We start from the raw sequence: 23,150 nt of genomic DNA, 5'->3' as shown, positions 1-23,150 counted from the left end.
ACAAATAAATAAGACTACATTTAGATTGTAAATGCCATCTTCTCTTCAAATCACATATAGCTTCGTTTTGCTGCTGTAGGTTTGTAGCAATAAAGTTGCTAAAAGAAAGCCTTAAGAAAAACTCGGCTTTAATGCCGAGCTGTCTATGCTATAAATAATGGAAACAAATTTTTAAAGTTTTGATGCGTTCGCACAGCTTGTTGAACTAGAGAATACACGTAAACTCTAGCGTTTGTGACATCTTTACTATTTTTTATAATCGATAAACCTTCACCTTGCTGTCCATTTTTTGAAAATATACAACAAAGTTTACGAAAAAGCTTAAGATTTTTGTTCTTGTTCCTTTTGCTCTCGTAAAACTGCTTTTCTTGATAAGTTAACTCTTCCTTGCTTATCAATTTCTATTACTTTCACTAAAATTTCATCGCCAATTTTGACAACATCCTCTACTTTGCCAACACGTTCTTCAGCAAGTGCAGATATATGAACAAGGCCATCTTTTCCACTAAATAACTCAACAAAAGCACCAAATTTTTCAATTCTTTTTACTTTACCTAGATAAAGTTGGCCGACTTCAATTTCACGAACGATATCTTCAATAATTTTCTTCGCCTTTTGATTCATTTCTTCATCCATATGAGAAATAAAGACAGTTCCATCTTGCTCGATATCGATTTTTACCCCAGTCTCTTCAATAATTTTATTAATTTGTTTACCACTTGGGCCAATTACATCTCTTATTTTATCCGGATTAATCGACATAGTGAATATTTTTGGTGCATACTCAGACAGAACTTGGCGTGGCTCGCTAATTGTTGCAAGCATACTATTTAATATTTCTATCCGACCTTTTTTAGCCTGCAGTAATGCTTCTTCTAAAATTTCACGTGATAAACCTTCAATTTTAATATCCATTTGCAATGCTGTTACGCCTTTTTCAGTACCAGCTACTTTGAAGTCCATGTCACCTAGATGATCTTCCATTCCTTGAATATCTGTTAATACTGTATAATGCTCATCCGATTTTACTAGTCCCATTGCAATACCCGCTACAGGTGCTTTAATTGGAACACCGGCATCCATCATAGCTAATGTACTAGCACATATACTAGCTTGTGATGTTGAACCGTTAGACTCTAACACTTCGGATACGAGCCTAATTGTATAAGGAAATTCCTTCTCAGATGGGATTACTTGTTCAAGTGCACGTTCACCTAAGGCACCGTGTCCAATTTCACGACGTCCTGGACCACGCATTGGACCCGTTTCTCCAACACTAAAAGAAGGGAAGTTATAATGATGCATAAATCTTTTCGACTCTTCAATGCCAAGCCCATCTAAAATTTGTACATCCCCTAAAGCTCCTAATGTACAAATACTCAATGCTTGGGTTTGTCCACGTGTAAATAAACCTGATCCATGAGTTCTTGGTAAAATTCCAATAGTTGATGAAAGAGGTCGTATTTCATCACCTTTACGTCCATCAGGCCTAACCTTCTCTACTGTAATGAGGCGACGAACTTCTTTTTTAACTAATTTAGCTAAAATTTCATTTACTTGCTTTAAAGTGTCTTCGCTTGCATCTTGCTCTTCATACTTTTCAATTACAGATGCTTTAACTTGGTTAATTGCTTGCTCTCTAGCTTTTTTTTCAAAGACTTGTACTGCCTTGTTAATATCTTCCTCTGCGAGTGCTCTAATTTCGTTCTCAAGTACTTCATCAACTTCATAAAGTGTTACTTCCATTTTTTCTTTACCAATTTCCTGAACAATTTGTTGCTGGAATGAAATAAGCCTTTTAATCTCTTCATGTCCAAACATAATTGCTTCAAGCATCGTTTCTTCTGGAACTTCTTCTGCACCAGCTTCAACCATGTTAACGGCATCTATTGTACCAGCGACTACTAAATGAATATCGCTTTCCTCCATTTGTGAAACCGATGGATTAATGATAAACTCACCATCAATTCTACCAACAACAACACCAGCGATAGGACCGCTAAACGGAATATCTGATACCGATAACGCCAACGAAGATCCGAACATAGCTGCTTGCTCAGATGAACAATCTTGATCCACACTCATGACCATACTTACCACTTGGACTTCATTTCTAAATCCATCAGGGAATAATGGGCGAATTGGTCTATCGATTAGTCGACTAGCTAAAATCGCCTTTTCACTTGGTCTCCCTTCTCTTTTAATAAAGCCTCCTGGAATTTTCCCAACAGCATATAATCGCTCTTCATAATTGACTGTTAGAGGAAAGAAGTCAACTTTTTTAGGTTCTTTCGAAGCTGTAGCAGTACTAAGAACAACTGTATCTCCATAACGTACCAACACTGCACCATTAGCTTGTTTCGCTAATTGACCTACTTCTACGGTTAGCTTCCTACCGGCCCATTCCGTAGAAAAGATTTGCTTATCTTGTCCCATATTCATGCCCCTCTCTATTCTTTATATTGTTACTTTAGTATGAACTTTATTTTACAAGTTTTATGTATATTTTTTGCTAACAAAAAAGCGGGAATCCTCTCCCGCTTTCTGTTGATTATCGACGTAAGCCAAGTTTATTAATTAGTTCGCGGTAACGTGTAACATCTTTATTACGTAAGTAATTTAATAGGTTACGGCGTTTACCTACCATTTTTAAAAGACCTCTACGTGAATGATGATCTTTTTTGTGAACACGTAAATGATCGTTCAAATTATTAATTTCCTCAGTTAGGACAGCAATTTGAACTTCTGGAGAACCAGTATCACTTTCATGAGTCTTGTATTGACCAATTAGTTCATTTTTACGTTCTTGTGTGATAGCCATCCATTTCACCTCCTCAAAATAATCCCCAGTTACCGAGCAAACGTTGGTGAATCGTCTTGCCAAGCAACGGTTCTTTTCATAATACGTATAATAGGTTACACCTTTTTATGACAAAAAGCAAGTCTGTTCCTTATTTTTTTCAAAGTACTTGATTGCTTCTTGTTTATCCACTTCAATTTGCTGTACTAAGTCTTCAATGCTTGAAAATTTTTGCTCGTTACGAATTCTGTCATGCCATTCTATTACGACTTGTTCACCGTATATCATTTCATCGAAATGGAAAATATGAACTTCTACAGAAGGCTTCAGGTCTTCTTTCTTATTAAATGTTGGTTTAAAACCTACATTACAAACACCCTGATACCACGTTGATTTTACTTTGATTCGAACAGCATATACTCCTACAGCAGGATATATATGATTGTCTTCTAGTTTGACATTAGCAGTTGGAAACCCAATCGTTCTTCCTCTTTTATCCCCATCAATCACGATACCAGTTACATGATAGTTACGGCCTAAAAAGCTAGGAAGTGATTTCATATTACCGTTCTTTATCATCGTACGTATAGCTGTAGAACTAATCTTCTCATTGCCTTCTGTCAATTTATCAACTGTCGTTTGCGCGAATTGATTTCTTGAATGAAACGGCAACGTTTCCATCGTACCCTTACCTAATTTACCATAAGTGAAATCAAAGCCAGCAACAACGTGCTTAGCATGCAAATTAATAATATAATCGTCAACGAATTGCTGAGGTAATAAATTTGCAAACTCGCTCGTGAATTTCACAACATACAACATGTCTACACCCAAATTGGCAATATATTGCTCCTTAGCTGCTTGTGTAGTAATATACTCAACATGTTTTTCTTTACTTGCTAGGACAACTGAAGGATGAGGAAAAAAAGTCATCACTGCACTTTTCATACCGAGTTGATTAGCAATTTCTTTCGCAGTTTTTATCACTTTTTGATGACCTAAGTGCACTCCATCAAAAAAGCCTAATGCCAAAACTGTTTCTGGGATTAATTCCTTTTTCATTTGATGAGGATGAGATATATTTATAACTTTCATTTATTGCTCACCTTTTCTTATTCTTACTCGTTTGTTACCTTTTTGTAGAAGGCTCTTTTCATTCGCTTTGCTGCTATCGTTCCTATATGATAGAAATGTCATTTTACGCAGCAGGCATCGTTTTAATGAAGAAAAAATCCCATGAAATCTAGCTGTATCATCGTTTATTTCTAGGTACTATTAACAACTAGCTATGAGAAGGTAGCCTTGTAGAAATAGGAAATATGATCGCACATTAAAGCTATACCGTAACTAACACTTTTTTTGGCTTCATCAAATGCATTTTTTCTGGATGTTTTATATATAATGCTAAACATTGATTAAAACGATCCACCATACAAAAAGGCACATTAACTTCTATATCTGATAGTTCTTCCGCCATAGGCAAAACTGCACCATTTTTCACTTTCTCTGCTACTTTATCATTTATTTGTAATTTCGGCAAATGAGTAAGTGCGCTTTCAATCGTTAATAATTTCTCCTCTACTTCACCATCATTGACCAACTGCTCGATTTCATCAAAAGATAAGCATTGTTGTAGTGAGAAGCTGCCCGACTCAGTTCGAATAAGGTTGGACATATGAGCCGGAAACCCTAACAGTTCACCAATCATGACTGCTACTGTACGGACGTATGTACCTTTGCTACACGAAATTCTAAATCGAAAAGAAACTGTATCATTAGTATATAACTCCCGGTCATCTAATAAAGACAGCTCGTGGATAGTAATCGTCCTTGTTGGCCGCTCTACCTCAATGCCTTGACGGGCATACTCATATAACCTTTTGCCATTTACTTTTACTGCTGAGTACATAGGTGGAGTCTGTTCGATTTGTCCAGTTAACTGGTTAAACACTTGTAAAACTTCTTGTCGACTAATCACTCGATCTACCTTTTTTTCTGCTACAACCTCCCCAGAAGCGTCTTCAGTAGTTGTGGAAAAGCCGAGTGTAACCTCGCCTTCATACACTTTATTTTCGGCTGTGAGAAACTCAACAACTTTTGTAGCTTGACCAACACATAATGGCAAAACACCGGTTACATCCGGGTCTAAAGTGCCTGTATGGCCTATTTTTTTTGTTTTTAACATCTTTCTTAATTTAAATACACAATCATGGGATGTTAATCCCTTTGGTTTATTTAGTAATAGTATTCCATTCAAACTTATCACCTCTTAACTTAGACATGTGCTAGCTTAATGATCACCTTTCGTAAGTCCTAGAACCTTTGCTTTCATGAAAAAGATGACTGGAATCATACACTGTACGTAACGCAGGGATATTATCCACATCAAGCAATGGAAGCATTTGATTTATTGGCGCTGCTAGCCATAAATGATAATGGTGAAGTGACCTCGAGGGGGTGTGTGTTGAAGCTAGTGTCCAAAACCTTTCCTACTTGCAATCAAATTCTCGTTTCTTGGTACAAAGAAAATTGCATGTTAACGATCTCTTTATTACTACTTTCGTATACTCGGTAGCTTGATTTTATAAATTTTTGCTATTGATTAGAGAAGAAAAGACGTCACTTACAATAATTATTTTCATGTCTAGCTCTAACAATTTTTGCGAAACTAGCCTGAATCAACAATCATTGCCGCAACAGTCTCTTTAAAAAAAGGATAGACTATTCGCCTATCCTCTTTCATTATCTTGCTGTTCGTTTTTATCGTCTTTGTTAATATCATGCAATATAGATTCTATTCGATACCCATAGTCAATTGACTCGTCAAATTCGAATAAAAGTTCTGGTGTTTTGCGTAATCTAATCCGCGAACCGATTTCTGAACGAATGAAGCCCTTCGCTTTCTCTAATCCCAACAACGTATTCTGTTTCTCTTCGTCATTACCAAGAACAGATATATATACTTTTGCTTGTTGTAAATCGCCTGTTACACGTACATCTGTGACAGTTACGAATCCAATACGTGGGTCCTTCATTTTTTGACCGATAATTTGGCCTAGCTCTTTTTTCATTTGTTCAGCTATTCTAGTTGATCTATGACTCATGATAATCACCTCTTTTTCAAAACCACTCATACGTTGTAATCGTTCTTTCGATTTCAGGAAACGAATCAAGCAATTTTAAAGCATGTTGAAGTTCAATTTCACTCGTTTTTTTGTTGTTCGATACAGTTACAATGGCGATCTTTGTCCGTTGCCAAACATCATGAAAATCAATTTCAGAAACTGACACATTAAATTGTTGCTTTTGTCGAGTTAAGATACGTTGTAATACTGATCGCTTTTCTTTGAGTGAAGATGCATCATAAATGATGCATTCACATTCAACATAACCAATCATTATTTACTTACTTCTTCCATCACATATGCTTCGATGATGTCGCCATCCTTAATATCATTGAACTTTTCAATCGTAATACCACATTCGTAACCTTGTGATACTTCTTTCACATCATCTTTAAATCGTTTAAGTGTGTCAATTTCACCTTCAAAAATGACAATGCCGTCTCTAATAAGACGAATTCCACTATCTCTTGTCACCTTACCGTCTGTTACATAACAACCAGCAATTGTTCCTACTCTTGAAACTTTAAATGTTTGACGAACTTCGACCTGACCAACCACTTTTTCTTCAAATTCAGGGTCAAGTAATCCTTTCATCGCAGCTTCAATTTCTTCAATTACTTTATAAATAATTCTGTGTAAGCGGATATCTACATCTTCCGCTTCAGCAGTTCTTTTCGCATTAACATCAGGTCTAACGTTAAAGCCAATAACAATTGCACCTGAAGCCGATGCAAGAATAATGTCCGACTCAGATATAGCCCCAACACCTGTATGGATAATTTTAATTTTCACGCCTTCAACATCTATCTTTTGTAATGCTGCCGCTAATGCTTCTACAGAGCCTTGAACGTCTGCTTTGACAATTATATTAAGGTCTTTCATTTCCCCTTGTTTAATTTGTTCGAACAAGTCGTCCAACGTAACTTTAGTTTTTGCACTTCTCTGCTCAAGCATTTGTTTCTGTAAACGCGCTTCTCCTACTTGTCGCGCAGTTTTTTCATCTTTAAATACCATGAACTGATCTCCAGCCTGTGGAACTTCATTTAAACCTGTAAGTTCAATTGGGGTTGAAGGCTGTGCTAGTTTTACTCGGCGACCGAGATCATTGACCATTGCTCTCACACGTCCGTACGTATTACCAACAACAATAGGATCTCCGACATTTAACGTTCCATTCTGAACGAGCAAAGTGGCAACGGACCCTCTACCTTTATCTAATTGGGCCTCTATCACTGTTCCAACTGCTTTTCTTGAAGGGTTTGCTTTTAGTTCTTCGACTTCAGAAACTAACTGAATCATTTCTAACAAATTGTCTATCCCTTCACCAGTAATCGCAGACAACTGAACAAAAATAGTGTCCCCGCCCCAATCTTCAGCGACTAAGCCGTGTTCTGTAAGCTCTTGCATGACACGTTCAGGGTTTGCTGATGGCTTATCCATTTTATTTACGGCAACAATGATTGGTACCTCTGCAGCTTTTGCATGGTTAATTGCTTCAACTGTTTGTGGCATAACACCATCATCGGCTGCAACAACTAAGATCGTAATATCTGTAATTTTGGCCCCACGTGCACGCATTGTTGTAAAAGCAGCATGTCCTGGAGTATCTAGGAATGTGATTTTCTTATCATTTGCAACAATTTGATACGCACCGATATGCTGTGTAATCCCACCAGCTTCTTTTTGTGTAACTTTAGAATTTCGTATTGAATCTAACAAAGTTGTTTTACCGTGGTCAACATGTCCCATAATTGTTACAACTGGCGGACGCTCGCTCAAGTCAGCTTCTGAATCTTCCATTTCATATTTTTCAAACTCTGTCACATCAAATACGATTTCTTCTTCGACCTCAACACCATATTCATTAGCAACTAACTCAATAGCATCCTTGTCAAGGTCTTGATTGATTGTTGCCATTACTCCTAAAAGCAATAGCTTTTTAATGATTTCAGAAGGCTCTTTGTTTAATTTATTAGCAAGTTCGCCAACAGTTAAAGACCCTGTAAAAGTAATTTTTGATGGTAGTTCCTTTACCACTTTTTTTGCTGGCTGATGAGCCTGTTGATGCTGTTTATTTTTATTGTTGTTATTTTTTTTATTGTTTTTGTTCTTTTTATTTTTATTTGTTACTTTCTGACCCTGATGTTGGACTTGCAAATTTTGTTTTTTCCCTTCTCGTTGATTATTAGCCTTGTTTACAGGTGCTGAATTATTAGTGTTTACTTTTTGCTGCTCCTGTTTTGGCTTTTGTTCATTCATTTTCGGTGCTTCGTTTTGCTTTGAGCTATTATAGCTATTGTCTAGCTTATCAATCATATTTTGATCGATCATAGCCATATGGTTAGACACTACAATATTTAAAGACTTAAGTTTATTAATTACCTCTTTACTGGATATGTTTTGTTTTTTTGCATATTCATAAACTCTCATTTTTCCCATATGGTCACCCCCAATTAGATTTCGAGCAATGAAATCAACTTTCGAGCAAATCCTTCATCAGTGACAGCAATGACGACACGCGCCTCTTTACCAATCGCTTGCCCAAGTGTGTATCTGTCATCAACAATGCGCAATGGTACACCATAATAATTACATTTGTCACTTATCTTTTTCGTAGTATTAGGAGAGGCATCATCAGACAATAAAATTACTTTTGCTCGATTATTACGAATTTCTTTCAGAACAAGTTCTTCTCCTGAAACAATTTTTCGCGCTCGATTCGCTAACCCTAACAAAGACATCCATTTATTCATGTGATGACTGTTTCTCCTTCTCGACAAGCTCTATTAACTGTTCATAAATAGCGTCTTCAATTTGTGCATTCAAATGTCTTGATAATTGGTTATTTTTTCTTGCAAGAAGAATAATGTCCTTATCTTTCGTTAAGTAGGCACCACGACCAGCTTTTTTACCAGTTTGGTCGACAGATACTTCACCTTCTTTGGATCGGACAATACGTATTAATTCTTTTTTTGGCCTCATTTCACCGCTAGCCACGCACTTTCTCATTGGTATTTTCTTTTGTTTCATTTTTGCACCTACCTCACTCGATTTTTCCTTATAAATCGAATGTCTCGTCATCAGGAAGCTTATCAAACAGTGGTGCATCATCAACTGGATATATTCCAAGCTGTTCAGCTTCTGATTGACTCTTAATATCTATTTTCCATCCTGTCAGCTTTGCTGCTAAACGAGCATTTTGACCCCGTTTTCCGATTGCTAAAGATAGTTGATAATCAGGAACGATCACTGTCGTTGCCTTTTCTTCTTCTTTAACGATAACTTCCAATACCTTTGAAGGACTTAATGCATTTGCTACAAATTCAATGGTATCTTCCGACCAACGGACGATATCAATTTTTTCACCCTTTAATTCATCTACAATCGCCTGTACACGTTGCCCTTTAGGGCCTACACATGCTCCAACAGGATCAACCTCAGGATTATCACAATGTACTGATATTTTTGAACGGTCGCCAGCTTCTCTTGAAACTGATTTAATTTCAACGGTCCCATCGTAAATTTCTGGTACTTCAAGCTCAAAAAGACGTTTTAAAAGACCTGGGTGTGTTCTAGAAACAAAAATTTGTGGACCCTTTGTTGTCTTTTCAACTTTTGTAACATAAACTTTGATTCGGTCATGAGGCTGAAATCTTTCATTTGGCATCTGTTCATTGACCGGTAACAACGCTTCGATTTTTCCTAATCCGACGTAAATAAACTTAGGATCAAGGCGCTGTACAATACCAGTCATGATGTCATCTTCACGATCGATGAATTCAGTATAAATGACACCTCGCTCCGCTTCGCGAACACGTTGGGTTACGACTTGTTTTGCTGTTTGAGCTGCAATTCTTCCGAAATCCTTTGGTGTTACTTCTAATTCAACTACGTCACCGATTTGATAGTTTGGATTGATTTGTCTAGACTCTTCAACAGAAATTTCAAGTCTAGGATCGAACACTTCCTCAACGACATCTTTACGCGCAAATACTTTCATAGATCCAACAGCTAAATTTAGGTCTACACGCACGTTTTGAGCTTGGTTAAAATTCCTTTTGTACGCGGATATTAGAGCAGCTTCAATCGCATCAATGATGATATCCTTACTAACTCCCTTTTCCTTTTCCAGCTGTGTCAAGGCATCTAAAAGTTCACTACCCATTTACTAATAATCCCCCTCACAATGAAAACTTCCTACAACTTAAGTATCCTTTTTCATTAAATTCTATTTTAGTGGAATGCAATTGCAAGTCTAGCACTGGCAACTTTATCATAAGGTATTTCAAGTACTTTTGTTCTTGTTTTAACCTTCACTGATATTGTAACAACTGTACCGTTAAAACCAGTCAACTCGCCTTCAAACTCTTTTGCTCCATCTACTGGTTCATAGGTTTTAATATATACATTTTTACCTATTGAATTAACGAAATCCTTTTCTTTTTTCAGTGGTCTTTCGGCACCTGGAGATGATACTTCTAGAAAGTAATTATGTTGAATCGGATCAATTTCATCTAATTGTTCTCCAAGTTTTTCACTAACGATACCGCATTCTTCTATATCAATTCCGTTCTCTGAATCAATAAAAACTCTAAGGAACCAGTTTTGTCCTTCTTTCACATATTCAATATCCACTAATTCTAACTGCATTTCTGATAAAATAGGTATCACTAATTCTTCAACAATTTGTGTTACCTTCTTACTCATTTTCTTCCTCCTAACTTGAGAACCAAAGCCTTAGCTTTACATAAAGCAAAATTCATGTAACTTGATTAATCCATACAAGCACTTTAGTTACATCACCAGCAGGTACTTTTCATATACCTTACCACTTGAGATATGCACACCACTTGTGCTACACATATAGATGACAAGCATATGTCAAGATAAGCCAGCTAGATGATTGATCTTTCATCTTTTCCATGGCATGACTTATGACCAAAGCTGATACCAAATTATTTGATCAATTACCTAAGTACAAGTCGACAGCTATTGGGCTGTTTACTCAATGTTTGTTGTTATGCTCAAAAAATTAGCTCGTCACTTATCTTCAATTGAGAAACGATGACAGTCATAATTCCTCTTTCAACTGTTTTATTTTTTGAGACAATTGCAACAAAATATACGAAAAGAGCCTAAACTTAACGTGACACTACAAAAAATTCCCATTTACTACAAACGAAAGAGTGGGTTTCCCCACTCTTTTCTCTGCCGTTTATGATAGTATCTCCATAAAAACTATATCATAATCACCATATTAATGCAAATACTTTAGAAAAGCGGAAGTGCCCTGATCATTCCCGACAAGCGCTGGAGGCATATCACTTGAAGGCGCTTTTTGCCTTCGATTGATATGGCGAAGCGACCTCGAGAGGATAGGCATTGATAAACTATAGTGCCTCTCTCGCCTTTTCGTATTTGGACATAATAACTACAAAGTTTACGAAAATAGCCTTTTTAAAATAGTGATAACTGATTTTTATCAGGTAAGGATTCTAAACAGCCGTGGTTGTCTAAGTACTCAAGAATAGTTTTTGAAATCTTTCCACGCTTTTGTAGATCCTCTTTTGAGAGGAATTCACCTTCTCCTCGTGACTTCACTATATTAATCGCAGCGTTAGTTCCCAAACCAGGTATAGAATTAAATGGCGGAATGAGCGTATTTCCGTCGATAATAAATTCATTCGCACTTGATTTGTATAAGTCTACCTTCTTGAAGGAAAAACCACGTTCACACATTTCCATAGATATTTCTAATACAGTGAGTAAATTTTTCTCCTTTGTACTAGCTTCTAAACCTTTATCATTTATCTCTTCAATTTTGGCTCGAATTGCATTCGACCCTCTCACCATTGCTTCTATATCAAAGTCTTCGGCGCGTACAGTAAAATATGCTGCGTAGTAGAGTAGAGGATGGTGAACTTTAAAGTAAGCTATTCTAACACCCATTAATACATACGCAGTTGCATGGGCTTTTGGGAACATGTATTTTATCTTAAGACAAGAATCAATATACCAATCAGGCACCTCATTCTTTTTCATTTCTTGCATGAATTCATCTGTTAACCCTTTCCCTTTACGAACAGACTCCATTATTTTAAATGCAAGTGAAGGTTCTAGTCCCTTGTATATTAAGTAGACCATAATATCATCTCGACAACCGATCACTTCACTCAATGTACAAATCTTATTATGGATTAACTCTTGTGCATTACCAAGCCATACATCTGTCCCATGTGAAAGACCAGATATTTGCACGAGCTCAGAAAAGGTTGTTGGCTTAGTATCTTCTAGCATTTGCCTAACAAATCTTGTTCCAAACTCAGGAATACCGAGTGTTCCTGTTTTACACATAATCTGTTCCTCAGTGACACCTAATGTCTCTGTTCCACTAAATATTTTCATTACCTCTGGATCATCTGTAGGTATCGTCTTAGGGTCAATCCCACTTAAATCTTGTAGCATCCGAATGACTGTTGGATCATCATGACCGAGTATATCTAACTTCAGTAGATTGTCATGGATTGAGTGGAAATCAAAATGAGTCGTTTTCCACTCAGAGCTTGAATCATCAGCAGGATATTGAATTGGTGAAAAGTCATAAATATCCATATAATCTGGTACAACAATAATACCACCTGGATGTTGTCCAGTAGTACGCTTCACCCCTGTGCACCCAGATACTAATCGATCAATCTCCGCTCCCCTTAGATGCAAATTGTGATCATTTGTATATCCTCTTACGAAGCCATATGCAGTTTTTTCTGCAACAGTACCGATTGTACCAGCGCGATATACATTATCTTCTCCAAATAAAACTTTCGTGTAATCATGAGCAATTGGCTGGTATTCACCCGAGAAATTCAAATCTATATCAGGTACTTTATCTCCTTTGAATCCTAAAAACGTTTCAAAAGGAATATCGTGCCCGTCTTTATTATAGTTAGCGCCACACTGAGGGCAATCTTTGTCAGGTAAATCATAACCTGAACCAACTGATCCATCATTAAAAAATTCCGAGTGTTTACATTCAGGACAAACATAATGAGGAGGTAAAGGATTTACCTCAGTTATTTCAGTCATTGTTGCTACAAAGGAAGATCCCACTGATCCACGAGAGCCGACAAGATAACCATCATCTAATGACTTTTTCACTAATTTATGAGAGATTAAATAAATAACTGCAAAACCATGACCAATGATGCTTTTTAATTCTTTCTCCAGTCGTTTTTCTACAATTTCTGGTAACTCATTGCCATAAATATCACGGGCTTGATTATAACTCATCGCTCGGACTTCTTCATCAGCCCCATCAATTTTTGGTGTGTACAAATCATCTCTAATAGGTTTAATTTCATCAATTTGATCAGCAATGTTTACCGTGTTTGTAACAACAATCTCCTTAGCCCGTTCTTTACCTAGGAATGCCATTGCTTCTAGCATATCATCAGTAGTTCTAAAATGTGCATCAGGTAGTTTGTGTCGATTTAACGGGTTTGCACCACCTTGAGAACCGATTAGAATTCTGCGATAAATCTTATCTTCTGGGTCCAGATGGTGGACATTACCTGTAGCAACAGTAGGAATGGCTAATTTCTCACTTAAATCAACGATTTTTGTAATAATATCTTTTATTGCATCTTCATTTCTAACGAGTTCAAGCTCAATTAAATGCTTATATAAATCAGGTGGAAAAACTTCTAAGTAGTCATAAAACTGTGCTATGCTCTCGACCTCTTCTGGAGATTTTTGCATCATTCCTTCAAAAACTTCTCCTCGATCGCAAGCAGAACCGACGATGATTCCTTCACGGTATTTTTGCAATAGTGACCTAGGAACGCGCGGTACACGGAAAAAATATTGCAGATGGGAAAGTGATACGATCTTAAAAAGATTTTTAAGTCCAATATCGTTTTGTGCTATTATAGTCGCATGAAATGGACGCGATCGTTTATATGAATCATTCCTAGCCATCTTATGATTAAGCTCATTATGGTTTTCTATATCTTTATCATGAGCATCTTTTAACAATTTAGCTAAAAGGTATCCAGTGGCTTCAGCATCGTAAATAGCACGGTGATGTTGCGTTAGTTCTATGTCAAACTTTTTACATAACGTATTCAACCGATGGTTTTTTAGTTCTGGATATAATGCACGTGCTAGTTCTAGAGTGTCTATTACTGGGTTTTTGGCTTTATCATAGTCAACTTTTTTATATCCTACATTTAAAAAACCCATATCAAAGCTTGCGTTGTGAGCAACTAAAATATCATCTTCCACCCAATCATGAAATTGCTTTATGACAACATCAATGTCAGGTGCGTCTTTAACCATATCATCAGTAATACCTGTCAATTCAATCGTAGTTGCTGATAATGGATGGTGTGGGTTGACAAATGCTTCAAAGCGATCAATGATTTCTCCATCCTTCATCTTTACGGCTGCCAGCTCTATAATTGTATCGTAAACAGCAGACAAGCCCGTTGTTTCTACGTCAAATACAACATAAGTATCATCTGATAGTAGTCTATCCTGTTCATTGTATGCTATAGGAACCCCGTCATCTACCAAGTTCACTTCTAAGCCATATAGTATTTTCACCCCATGCTTTTTACCTGCAGAGAAAGCCTCTGGGAAAGACTGTGCGATTGCATGATCAGTAACGGCTATTGCCTTATGACCCCATTTTTTTGCTTGCTCAACTAATTTAGTAACAGAGGTTACGGCATCCATTTGACTCATCGGCGTATGCAGATGTAGTTCCACACGTTTCTCATCAGCTGGTTCGTTATCAAGTCGCTCTTGACCCCTGATTTCATTAATATCATTCGCAATCATGACTAAATCACGGACAAAAGTGTCGTTTTGAACGCTACCTCTCACTCGAACCCACATGCCTTTTTGCACCGCTTGTAAAAGAGAAACATCCTCTTTATCTCGAGAAAACATTTTCACTAAAATAGAGCTGGTATAATCAGTTACTTTAAATGTTAACAATGTTCGACCACTGCGGAGCTCTTTCGTTTCAGCATGAAAAATATATCCCTGAATGGCTATTCTCCGCTCTTCGTCTTCTATTTGTTCAATCCTGCGAATATCCTCATCGTCTTTAATCGTATAACCGATTGTTAGCGGTCCTTTTCTTTCTACATGTTCAGTATTTTGATCCTCTTTCTTTTGCATTTCTGCAATGGCTGTCATGACTTTTTGTTGATCTTCTTGTTGCTTTTGTTCAACAAATTTTTCATATTCTTTTTCCGAGTAGTTCACTTCTGTTTCTAGCTGTAGGTATGGGAACCCAAATTGTTGATACACTTCCCCAATATCTTTAGCAAATTTTCTCTTTAAAGCAACAGCTTCGGTATCATTTCGAACTTTGACAATTGCATTAATTCCATTCAAGTGAGGAGTCTGGTCATGTAGTAGGTTCAGCAAGGGTGATTGAATACCTTCAAATTCAAGTAAACAAACCGTCCAATAAGCCTGAAAGTCCTCTTCTGTGAACTGCTTGTCCCGAGTTAATATTGAAAAAGTTACATTTGCTATGTGAGCAAAGGATTTTTGCAAGGCTAGGCTAAAGGAATTATAGATGTCTATCGGTAGGATGGTTGCTAATTGAAATAGAAAATGCCAAGACTTCTTTTCTTTATCGATAATAAGCTTTATTATTCCTGCTTGATGAAAATGCTTAACAAATACATCGTCTGTACAATTAATCTGTTGGAGCAGGAGTTGAAACCGTTCTTTTTGCTCTTGTGATAATTGTTCCATTCTATCCCCCTCCTATCTACCATATAGAAAACTCGGCACAAGCCGAGTTTTCTATGTATTATTTTGCTATGTTTTTTTGAATTGTATTTATTAGGTCAGTCTTATGAACTTCAACTGTTTCTCCAGAATTCCTAAACTTCACTTCAACAATTTCCTCAGCAGCTTTTTTACCGATTGTTATACGAACAGGCAGGCCTATTAAATCTGAATCTGAAAACTTCACTCCTGGACGTTCTTGGCGATTATCAAATAGGACGTTAATACCAGTTTCTTGGAGAGTCTCATATAATTCTTCAGCTAATTGTCGTTGTTCATCATTTTTTATGTTTACTGGAATAAGATGAACATCATAAGGTGAGAGAGCAGCTGGCCAAACCAAACCATTATCATCATGAAATTGCTCAGCGACAGATGCAAGGATTCTTGATACCCCGATACCGTAACAACCCATAATCATCGGTTGATTTCTACCATTTTCATCTAAATACATACCATCCATCGCTTCACTATATCTCGTGCCTAATTTAAATATATGTCCTACTTCAATTCCTTTAGCAAACACAATTGTGCCATTACCATCTGGGGAAGGGTCTCCTTCTTGAATAAAGCGTAAATCTTCGTATGCTGATACGGAAAAATCACGATCAGGATTTACTCCTGTATAATGATAGTTTTCAACATTCGCGCCACAAACTCCATTTACTATCGCTTTTACGGCATGGTCTGCAATAATTTCTATATCACCTTGTACTTGAATAGGACCTAACGACCCAACAGTACAATTCATCACTTGTTTAGTTTCTTCAGCAGTTGCTAATTCAACGTTTGATGCACTGTACAGGTTTTTCACTTTAATATCATTTACTTCATGATCACCACGAACTAACACTAGTACAAACTTCTCATCAGCTTTGAATAATAGTGATTTAATACATTTATGATCATCAACTTGTAAATGATGAGCAACCTCTTGTATCGACTTTTTATCGATTGTTTCTACCTTTTCTAGGTCTGCCGCAGCTTCATCACTCTTAACGTATGTAGAAACTACAGGTGCCATCTCAATATTTGCAGCATAATCAGAGCTATCGGAGTATGCAATAGTATCCTCTCCTACATCTGATAACACCATAAACTCATGCGTATCTTTACCACCCATTGCACCAGAATCAGCAATAACAGCCCTGTAATCCAAGCCACACCTTCTGAAGATGTTTCCATATGCTTCATACATCTTGTTATACACTTCATCTAATGACTCTTGCGAAGAATGAAAGGAGTATGCATCTTTCATAATAAACTCTCTACCACGCAACAAACCAAAGCGCGGCCTTTTTTCATCACGGAATTTAGTTTGAATTTGATATAGAGTTAGTGGGAGTCTCTTATAACTCTTTACTTCATCTCTTAATAGGTTCGTAATTACTTCTTCATGAGTTGGCCCTAAAGCAAAATCTCGGTTGTGACGATCTTTTAGTCTTACTAGTTCAGGACCATATGAGTACCAGCGTCCAGACTCTTGCCACAGCTCTGCTTGTTGAAGTGCTGGCATTAATAACTCCACTGCGCCTATGCGGTCGAGTTCTTCACGAACAATTGTCTCAATTTTGTGTAACACTCGCTTGCCCAATGGTAGAAAACTATAAACACCACTGGCATTTGAACGGATAAATCCTGCTCTTAGCAAGAGCTGATGGCTTTTTACTTCAGCATCAGCAGGCACTTCCCGCAATGTTGGAATAAATGTTTGACTTTGCTTCATTTAAATTACACCTCTTATTTCTTAACGGACTTTTTATAGCTTAAAAATTATTGGCAAGCTCTTCTTTTTGATTTCTCTACTAAATTAGAATAACTAGAAGAGATAATACAGCAACACCTTATAGGAAGAACCTTTGGATATCGTTCCACGTAACTACTAACATTAATAGCATTAATAAAGCAAAACCAATAAAGTGGACCATACCTTCCTTTTGACGATCAATCGGTTTTCCTCTAACAGCCTCAATGGCAAAAAACATTAATCGGCCTCCATCTAATGCCGGTAGTGGTAGTAAATTCATAATACCTAAGTTAATACTCAATAAAGCTGCCCATCTCATTAAATATAGCACACCAGATTGAGCTACTTCCTCTGTTGTTTTGTAAATGCCAACTGGACCTGATAGCATATCAAATGAAAATTGACCAGTTATTAATTTCCCAAGTAAAATGATGATCTCTTTTGTCCAAACAAAAGTTTCTTCAGCTCCGAATGCAATTGAACCGAATATCGATTGATTCACCGAAGGGTATACACCAATTTGTCCAATTTTCATCCCTTGAACTTCATTTAACTTCGGAGTTACAGTAATCGTTTCTGATTGTCCATCACGTTCAATTGTGAATAATAGCTGCTTTTCAGGGTTATTTTGAATCATTTGAACGACTTCATCCCAAGAAGATAATTGTTTGTTATTAATTGCTAATACAATATCACCTTCCTGTAAGCCAGCTTCAACTGCTGCACCGCCTTCAATGACCTCCCCTAGTTGTGGATCATCAGACGGATAGCCTTGAATGAAAGCAATAACCATAAAAAGAACGGCAGCTAAGACGAAATTCATAAGCGGGCCTGCAAAAATAGCTAGTGTTCGTTGCCACAACGTCTTCGAACTAAATTGTCTTGAGTATGGGGCAATTTGGATGTGTTGATCATCCTGAATAAAATGTGCCGTTTCACTCACTTCAAAACGTACAAGTTTTTCATCATTATCTTCTTCATAGCCTGTTATATACAGTTCGTGCTCTAAATCAGCAAACTCTACTTCTACGATTTTTGCATCAGGGTATTTGTCCTTATTGTTTAGAACGATGTTCGTTACTTTTCCATGTTGATCAAACAGCAGACCGATGCTGTGGCCTGGTTTAATTTCAATCATTTCAGGGTCTTCACCAGCCATCCTTACAAAACCACCGATAGGAAGAAGCCTAATCGTATATAGCGTTTCTTTCTTTTTGAAAGTAAACACTTTAGGTCCAAATCCAATCGCAAATTCTCTACATAAAATTCCAGCTCGTTTTGCAAAAACTAGATGACCTAATTCATGAACAAAAACTAACGCTCCAAAAATAATTACAAAAGCAATTACCGTATTTAGCGTCTCCACATATCCAACCACCTTTAATTTATTAGTGTTTTTATGTACTTACGAGTGTCCGTATCTACTGTGCGTATACACTCTAAATTAGGGTTTTTAATTGTACGGTGTTGCTCAAGTGATCTTTCAATAAGTTCCTCAATTTGAAGGAAGGTAATTTCCTTTCTAAGAAAAGCAGCAACTGCTTCTTCATTTGCAGCATTTAGCACTGTTGGCATCGTTCCCCCTTCTACTCCCGCATCGTAGGCAAAGCGTAAACACTGGTATCGATTAACATCTGCCTTCATAAAATGCAGAGCTCCAATCTCCACGAGATCCAATCTCTTTGTATTGTTAAACACAAGCCTATCAGGGTATGATAGCGCATATTGAATCGGAACACGCATATCAGGATTTCCTAACTGGGCAATAATGCTACTGTCATGAAATTGGACCATTGAGTGTATAATGCTCTCTTTATGGAGGACGACATCAATATGAGTATAAGGAATTTGAAAAAGCCAGTGCGCTTCGATAACTTCAAGACCTTTATTCATCATCGTAGCAGAGTCTATCGTTATTTTTGCTCCCATTGACCAGTTAGGGTGATTTAGTGCTTGCTCAACAGTAACATGCTGCAGTTCATTTCTCTTTTTCTCACGAAAGCTGCCACCAGAAGCTGTTAAAATGAGCTTTTCAATCGTTTTTTCTTGTTCTCCCTGTAAACATTGAAAAATAGCAGAATGCTCACTGTCAACTGGTAGAATTGAAACTCCGTTATTTCTTGCCATTTCCATAACTATATGTCCTGCTGTTACAAGTGTTTCTTTGTTGGCAAGAGCAATTGTTTTTTTGGCTTTAATCGCTTCAATCGTTGGTGTAAGACCTACACTTCCAACCACCGCATTGACGACTATGGATGCTTGGTCATGAGTCGCGGCATGAACTAATCCATCATCACCATAAACAAATGATATATCATTAGTAAATTCACTCTTTAATCGATCAGCATCTTCTTTATATTTAACAGATACGAGCTTAGGTGAAAATTCATGAATGATTTTCCTCGCTTCTGGTATATTCTGTCCAACAGAAATTGCTACAAGGCTAAATTGGTCTTGGTGCAGCTTAATGATATCAAGCGTCTGCTTCCCTATAGAGCCAGTAGCCCCTAATAAACTAATGTGCTTCAAACGATACACTCCCCATATCCATTCAAAATTGACAACCGTCTTTTTTTCTGTTAAATCCTATCCTTGCTATACACTAGTGCGCTACAACTTGATTAAAAAATATAATATCGGTAAAACGAAAATCAAGCTATCAAAACGGTCTAATATCCCCCCATGCCCTGGTAAGATACGTCCAGAATCCTTAACCGCATAATGACGTTTAAACGCTGATTCAACTAAATCACCTATTTGTCCAAAAATAGATAAAACGATAGCAATGCCTAAGATGCTAATCATTGTAAAATCATCGATAGGGGCAAACAGTTTAAACAAAATCGCAGCAATAATTGCACAAGCAATACCACCTATTGATCCTTCAATCGTTTTATTTGGACTAATTTCAGGCCACAGCTTATGCTTACCAAATTTGCGACCTACAAAGTATGCACCAGAATCTGTTGAGAAAATAACTGCAAAGGCAAAGAATATATAAGTTAAACCAACTTGTCTCGTTTCAATAAAATAATAAAATCCAATTCCAACATATAATGTAGCAACTATGATAAATCCAACATCGTCAAACGAAAACTTGTTATTTGTCAACACAGTATACGATAAAAAAAGTAAAACTGCGAATAACAAAAACTCAACTTTCATAAATGGTATTCTGTCTAGTAACATGGGGTGATCTGGTACGAGTATTACCCATAACATAAGTATGCTAATTACCCCTGGAAATGACAAAATTGAGATGTGTTTCATACGTAAAAGTTCATATAGCCCTATCGTAGCTATTAAATACATCACCGCAATAAATGGAAGGCCACCATAAATGACGATAGGCAAAAAAACTGCTAGCGCAATAGTAGCTGTTATAATTCTTTGCTTCATATTAATATCATCCTTTACACGCCGCCAAAGCGTCGAGCTCTTTTTTGAAACTCGTCAATCGCCTCTAGAAAATGTTCCTCTGAGAAATCCGGCCATAACGTTTCAGTAAACCAAAACTCTGCATACGATAGCTGCCAAAGCATGAAGTTACTTAGACGAACAACACCGCTCGTTCTAATTAATAGGTCAGGATCTGATAATTCTTGTGTCATTAAATAATTTGAAAATATATCCTCTGTGACCTCTTCTTCTGTTAATACACCTGATTTTTGGTCCGCTATAATCGAATTTACCGCTTGAACTATTTCATTGCGGCTGCCATAATTTAATGCAAAATTTAAAATCATTCCATCATTATCGCTTGTTTTGTTAATAGCATTTTGCACAGCACGGAAAGTGTGTTCTGGTAAGCTATCTTTCATCCCCATTACTCGAACTTGTACATTTTCCTTAATTAATTCAGGTAAGAAAGTTTGGAGAAATTCTTCTGGTAGCTTCATTAAGTAATCAACTTCACTTTTTGGTCGCTTCCAATTTTCTGTTGAAAATGCATATAACGTTAGTACTTTTACACCTAGAGAATTTGCTAGCTTCGTTATCTTTCGGACAACCTTCGTTCCTTCATGGTGTCCTGCAATGCGTGGTAATGCTCTTTTTTGTGCCCACCTTCCATTGCCATCCATAATAATTGCAATATGCTCAGGTATTGGATTCTTTTTTATCGTATCTATTGTATATACTTGCTCTGAAGAATTTGGTTTACGATTCTTCCAAAAGTTTAATTTATGTAGCATACAGGTTTCCTCCGTCACCCTTAACAATCTATATTGTCTCTAGTTTAACAAAAAAACCCCCTGTTTAAAATAGAGGGTACTTTACATATTGTACAATGATTATGCTTATACTTCCATAATTTCTGCTTCTTTTTCTTTTGCAACCTGATCAATTTTTTTAATATGATCATCCGTTATTTTTTGAATATCCTCGGTTAGTCCGCGAAGCTCATCCTCAGTGATTTCACTATTTTTTTCAAGCTTTTTTAATTCGTCATTTCCATCACGACGTACATTACGCACTGCCACTTTCGCATCTTCACCGTATTTTCTTACTACTTTTGTTAATTCTCTACGGCGCTCTTCAGTTAATGCTGGTATCGTAATTCGAATAATTGAACCATCATTAGATGGTGTTAATCCGAGGTCAGCCTTTAAGATTGCTTTTTCGATATCACCTAAAGATGATTTATCATAAGGTTGAATAGTTAACATACGTGCTTCAGGTACAGTAACTGATGCTAGTTGATTTACCGGAGTTGGTGCACCATAATAATCTACTGTCACTTTATCTAATAATGAAGGGTTTGCACGACCAGCTCTTACTGTCGCTAACTCTCTTGAGAATGCTTGAATAGCTTTTTCCATTTTAGATTTCACACTATTAATAACTTCTTTTGACATTATTTTTTCCCCCTTACTAATGTTCCGATATTATCACCTAATACCGCTCGTTTAATATTTCCTTGCTCCATAATAGAGAAAACGATAAGTGGTATGTCATTATCCATACAAAGAGAAGATGCTGTTGAGTCCATGACACCTAATCCCTCTTTTAGTACATCCAAATATGAAAGTGTATCATATTTTTTTGCAGTTTGATCAATTGTTGGGTCTGCACTATATACACCATCAACATTATTTTTTGCCATAAGTATAACATCTGCTTCAATTTCCGCTGCTCGAAGTGCTGCAGTTGTGTCTGTTGAAAAATATGGATTACCCGTTCCAGCAGCAAATATGACTACACGTTTTTTTTCAAGGTGGCGTATTGCTCTACGACGAATATATGGCTCAGCAACTTGTCTCATTTCTATAGAGGTTTGTACACGAGTTTGTACACCGGAATTTTCAAGACTATCTTGAAGCGCTAATGAATTCATGACAGTAGCTAACATACCCATATAATCGGCTGTAGCCCGGTCCATGCCCATTTCACTACCTATTTTTCCTCGCCATATATTTCCTCCACCTACTACAACAGCAACTTCAACACCTAGTTCGGCAATTTCCTTTACTTGATCAGTTACTGAGGAGATCACAGCTGGGTTAATACCAAATCCCTGTTCACCTGCTAATGCTTCTCCGCTTAGTTTTAATACAACTCGTTTATACTTTGGATTATTCATACTAACCTCCACTAGAAGTTCTTTAAGCTAAATGACTTTAAAAAAAGGGAACACACTTGTGTTCCCACTATTTTAGCTAAGATTTGGTAC

Annotated in this window: 19 protein-coding genes; all 19 read right to left on the bottom strand. The window is 37.0% G+C overall.

The features are described 5' to 3' along the window. Positions 1 to 321 precede the first annotated feature (321 nt). Positions 322 to 2,436: a polyribonucleotide nucleotidyltransferase gene (gene pnp / locus JM172_RS12735; RefSeq protein ID WP_214482728.1), complete on the bottom strand. Its 2,115-nt coding sequence runs from the start codon at positions 2,434 to 2,436 to the stop codon at positions 322 to 324. A gap of 115 nt (positions 2,437 to 2,551) precedes the next feature. Further along, on the bottom strand, positions 2,552 to 2,821 hold the full coding sequence (rpsO, locus tag JM172_RS12730; protein WP_214482727.1) for a 30S ribosomal protein S15: 270 nt from the start codon (positions 2,819 to 2,821) through the stop codon (positions 2,552 to 2,554). A 105-nt stretch (positions 2,822 to 2,926) separates the two neighbouring features. Then, complete coding sequence (gene ribF / locus JM172_RS12725; protein WP_214482726.1) at positions 2,927 to 3,895, bottom strand: bifunctional riboflavin kinase/FAD synthetase; 969 nt, start codon at positions 3,893 to 3,895, stop codon at positions 2,927 to 2,929. A 241-nt stretch (positions 3,896 to 4,136) separates the two neighbouring features. After that, complete coding sequence (gene truB / locus JM172_RS12720) at positions 4,137 to 5,057, bottom strand: tRNA pseudouridine(55) synthase TruB (RefSeq protein ID WP_214482725.1); 921 nt, start codon at positions 5,055 to 5,057, stop codon at positions 4,137 to 4,139. A 472-nt stretch (positions 5,058 to 5,529) separates the two neighbouring features. Further along, entirely contained in the window at positions 5,530 to 5,904 is a 375-nt protein-coding gene (rbfA, locus tag JM172_RS12715; protein WP_214482724.1) for a 30S ribosome-binding factor RbfA, read from the bottom strand. Positions 5,905 to 5,920: 16 nt separating this feature from the next. Further along, the gene (locus JM172_RS12710; protein WP_214482723.1) at positions 5,921 to 6,199 is read right to left on the bottom strand and encodes a DUF503 domain-containing protein; all 279 of its coding nucleotides are present in this window, start codon (positions 6,197 to 6,199) and stop codon (positions 5,921 to 5,923) included. Then, positions 6,199 to 8,364 carry a translation initiation factor IF-2 gene (infB, locus tag JM172_RS12705; RefSeq protein ID WP_214482722.1) on the bottom strand — a complete coding sequence of 722 codons (2,166 nt, stop codon included), beginning with the start codon at positions 8,362 to 8,364 and terminating at the stop codon, positions 6,199 to 6,201. The genes JM172_RS12710 and infB overlap by 1 nt, the downstream gene beginning before the upstream one ends. A gap of 14 nt (positions 8,365 to 8,378) precedes the next feature. Then, positions 8,379 to 8,678 carry a YlxQ family RNA-binding protein gene (locus JM172_RS12700; RefSeq protein WP_214482721.1) on the bottom strand — a complete coding sequence of 100 codons (300 nt, stop codon included), beginning with the start codon at positions 8,676 to 8,678 and terminating at the stop codon, positions 8,379 to 8,381. After that, positions 8,671 to 8,934, bottom strand: coding sequence for an RNase P modulator RnpM (rnpM, locus tag JM172_RS12695; protein WP_284730455.1), 264 nt, complete (start codon positions 8,932 to 8,934; stop codon positions 8,671 to 8,673). Before rnpM ends, JM172_RS12700 begins: the two co-directional genes overlap by 8 nt. Positions 8,935 to 8,983: 49 nt before the next feature. Then, positions 8,984 to 10,090: a transcription termination factor NusA gene (gene nusA, locus JM172_RS12690; RefSeq protein WP_214482719.1), complete on the bottom strand. Its 1,107-nt coding sequence runs from the start codon at positions 10,088 to 10,090 to the stop codon at positions 8,984 to 8,986. Between the two features lie 68 nt (positions 10,091 to 10,158). Further along, positions 10,159 to 10,632 (bottom strand): ribosome maturation factor RimP, encoded by a 474-nt coding sequence (gene rimP / locus JM172_RS12685; protein ID WP_214482718.1) that lies wholly within the window; start codon positions 10,630 to 10,632, stop codon positions 10,159 to 10,161. A 750-nt stretch (positions 10,633 to 11,382) separates the two neighbouring features. After that, entirely contained in the window at positions 11,383 to 15,696 is a 4,314-nt protein-coding gene (locus JM172_RS12680) for a PolC-type DNA polymerase III (protein ID WP_214482717.1), read from the bottom strand. A gap of 58 nt (positions 15,697 to 15,754) precedes the next feature. Next, positions 15,755 to 17,458 carry a proline--tRNA ligase gene (locus JM172_RS12675; RefSeq protein ID WP_214482716.1) on the bottom strand — a complete coding sequence of 568 codons (1,704 nt, stop codon included), beginning with the start codon at positions 17,456 to 17,458 and terminating at the stop codon, positions 15,755 to 15,757. A gap of 118 nt (positions 17,459 to 17,576) precedes the next feature. Beyond that, a complete protein-coding gene (gene rseP, locus JM172_RS12670; RefSeq protein ID WP_214482715.1) occupies positions 17,577 to 18,845 on the bottom strand; it encodes an RIP metalloprotease RseP in 1,269 nt (422 codons plus the stop codon). A gap of 14 nt (positions 18,846 to 18,859) precedes the next feature. Next, positions 18,860 to 20,008 carry a 1-deoxy-D-xylulose-5-phosphate reductoisomerase gene (locus JM172_RS12665; RefSeq protein WP_214482714.1) on the bottom strand — a complete coding sequence of 383 codons (1,149 nt, stop codon included), beginning with the start codon at positions 20,006 to 20,008 and terminating at the stop codon, positions 18,860 to 18,862. 81 nt (positions 20,009 to 20,089) lie between these two features. Then, a complete protein-coding gene (locus JM172_RS12660) occupies positions 20,090 to 20,878 on the bottom strand; it encodes a phosphatidate cytidylyltransferase (RefSeq protein ID WP_214482713.1) in 789 nt (262 codons plus the stop codon). Between the two features lie 14 nt (positions 20,879 to 20,892). Then, the gene (locus JM172_RS12655) at positions 20,893 to 21,672 is read right to left on the bottom strand and encodes an undecaprenyl pyrophosphate synthase (RefSeq protein ID WP_214482712.1); all 780 of its coding nucleotides are present in this window, start codon (positions 21,670 to 21,672) and stop codon (positions 20,893 to 20,895) included. Positions 21,673 to 21,777: 105 nt separating this feature from the next. Then, positions 21,778 to 22,335: a ribosome recycling factor gene (frr, locus tag JM172_RS12650; protein WP_214482711.1), complete on the bottom strand. Its 558-nt coding sequence runs from the start codon at positions 22,333 to 22,335 to the stop codon at positions 21,778 to 21,780. Continuing rightward, entirely contained in the window at positions 22,335 to 23,060 is a 726-nt protein-coding gene (gene pyrH, locus JM172_RS12645) for a UMP kinase (RefSeq protein WP_214482710.1), read from the bottom strand. Before pyrH ends, frr begins: the two co-directional genes overlap by 1 nt. Positions 23,061 to 23,150 lie beyond the last annotated feature (90 nt).

The sequence above is a fragment of the Bacillus sp. SM2101 genome (assembly GCF_018588585.1).
Classification (GTDB): Bacteria; Bacillota; Bacilli; order Bacillales; family SM2101; genus Nanhaiella; species Nanhaiella sioensis.
The sequence above is the reverse complement of the archived record's forward strand: the minus strand, read 5'-3'. Positions and strand labels throughout refer to the sequence as shown.

Coding starts and splice junctions, on each gene's coding strand:
- JM172_RS12655 (WP_214482712.1), bottom strand. CDS start 21,672: ATGCTACATAAATTAAACTTTTGGAAGAATCGTAAACCAAATTCTTCA.
- JM172_RS12660 (WP_214482713.1), bottom strand. CDS start 20,878: ATGAAGCAAAGAATTATAACAGCTACTATTGCGCTAGCAGTTTTTTTG.
- nusA (WP_214482719.1), bottom strand. CDS start 10,090: ATGGGTAGTGAACTTTTAGATGCCTTGACACAGCTGGAAAAGGAAAAG.
- rimP (WP_214482718.1), bottom strand. CDS start 10,632: ATGAGTAAGAAGGTAACACAAATTGTTGAAGAATTAGTGATACCTATT.
- JM172_RS12700 (WP_214482721.1), bottom strand. CDS start 8,678: ATGAATAAATGGATGTCTTTGTTAGGGTTAGCGAATCGAGCGCGAAAA.
- rbfA (WP_214482724.1), bottom strand. CDS start 5,904: ATGAGTCATAGATCAACTAGAATAGCTGAACAAATGAAAAAAGAGCTA.
- pyrH (WP_214482710.1), bottom strand. CDS start 23,060: ATGAATAATCCAAAGTATAAACGAGTTGTATTAAAACTAAGCGGAGAA.
- infB (WP_214482722.1), bottom strand. CDS start 8,364: ATGGGAAAAATGAGAGTTTATGAATATGCAAAAAAACAAAACATATCC.
- ribF (WP_214482726.1), bottom strand. CDS start 3,895: ATGAAAGTTATAAATATATCTCATCCTCATCAAATGAAAAAGGAATTA.
- pnp (WP_214482728.1), bottom strand. CDS start 2,436: ATGGGACAAGATAAGCAAATCTTTTCTACGGAATGGGCCGGTAGGAAG.
- rnpM (WP_284730455.1), bottom strand. CDS start 8,934: ATGAGAAAGTGCGTGGCTAGCGGTGAAATGAGGCCAAAAAAAGAATTA.
- JM172_RS12710 (WP_214482723.1), bottom strand. CDS start 6,199: ATGATTGGTTATGTTGAATGTGAATGCATCATTTATGATGCATCTTCA.
- JM172_RS12680 (WP_214482717.1), bottom strand. CDS start 15,696: ATGGAACAATTATCACAAGAGCAAAAAGAACGGTTTCAACTCCTGCTC.
- frr (WP_214482711.1), bottom strand. CDS start 22,335: ATGTCAAAAGAAGTTATTAATAGTGTGAAATCTAAAATGGAAAAAGCT.
- JM172_RS12675 (WP_214482716.1), bottom strand. CDS start 17,458: ATGAAGCAAAGTCAAACATTTATTCCAACATTGCGGGAAGTGCCTGCT.
- rpsO (WP_214482727.1), bottom strand. CDS start 2,821: ATGGCTATCACACAAGAACGTAAAAATGAACTAATTGGTCAATACAAG.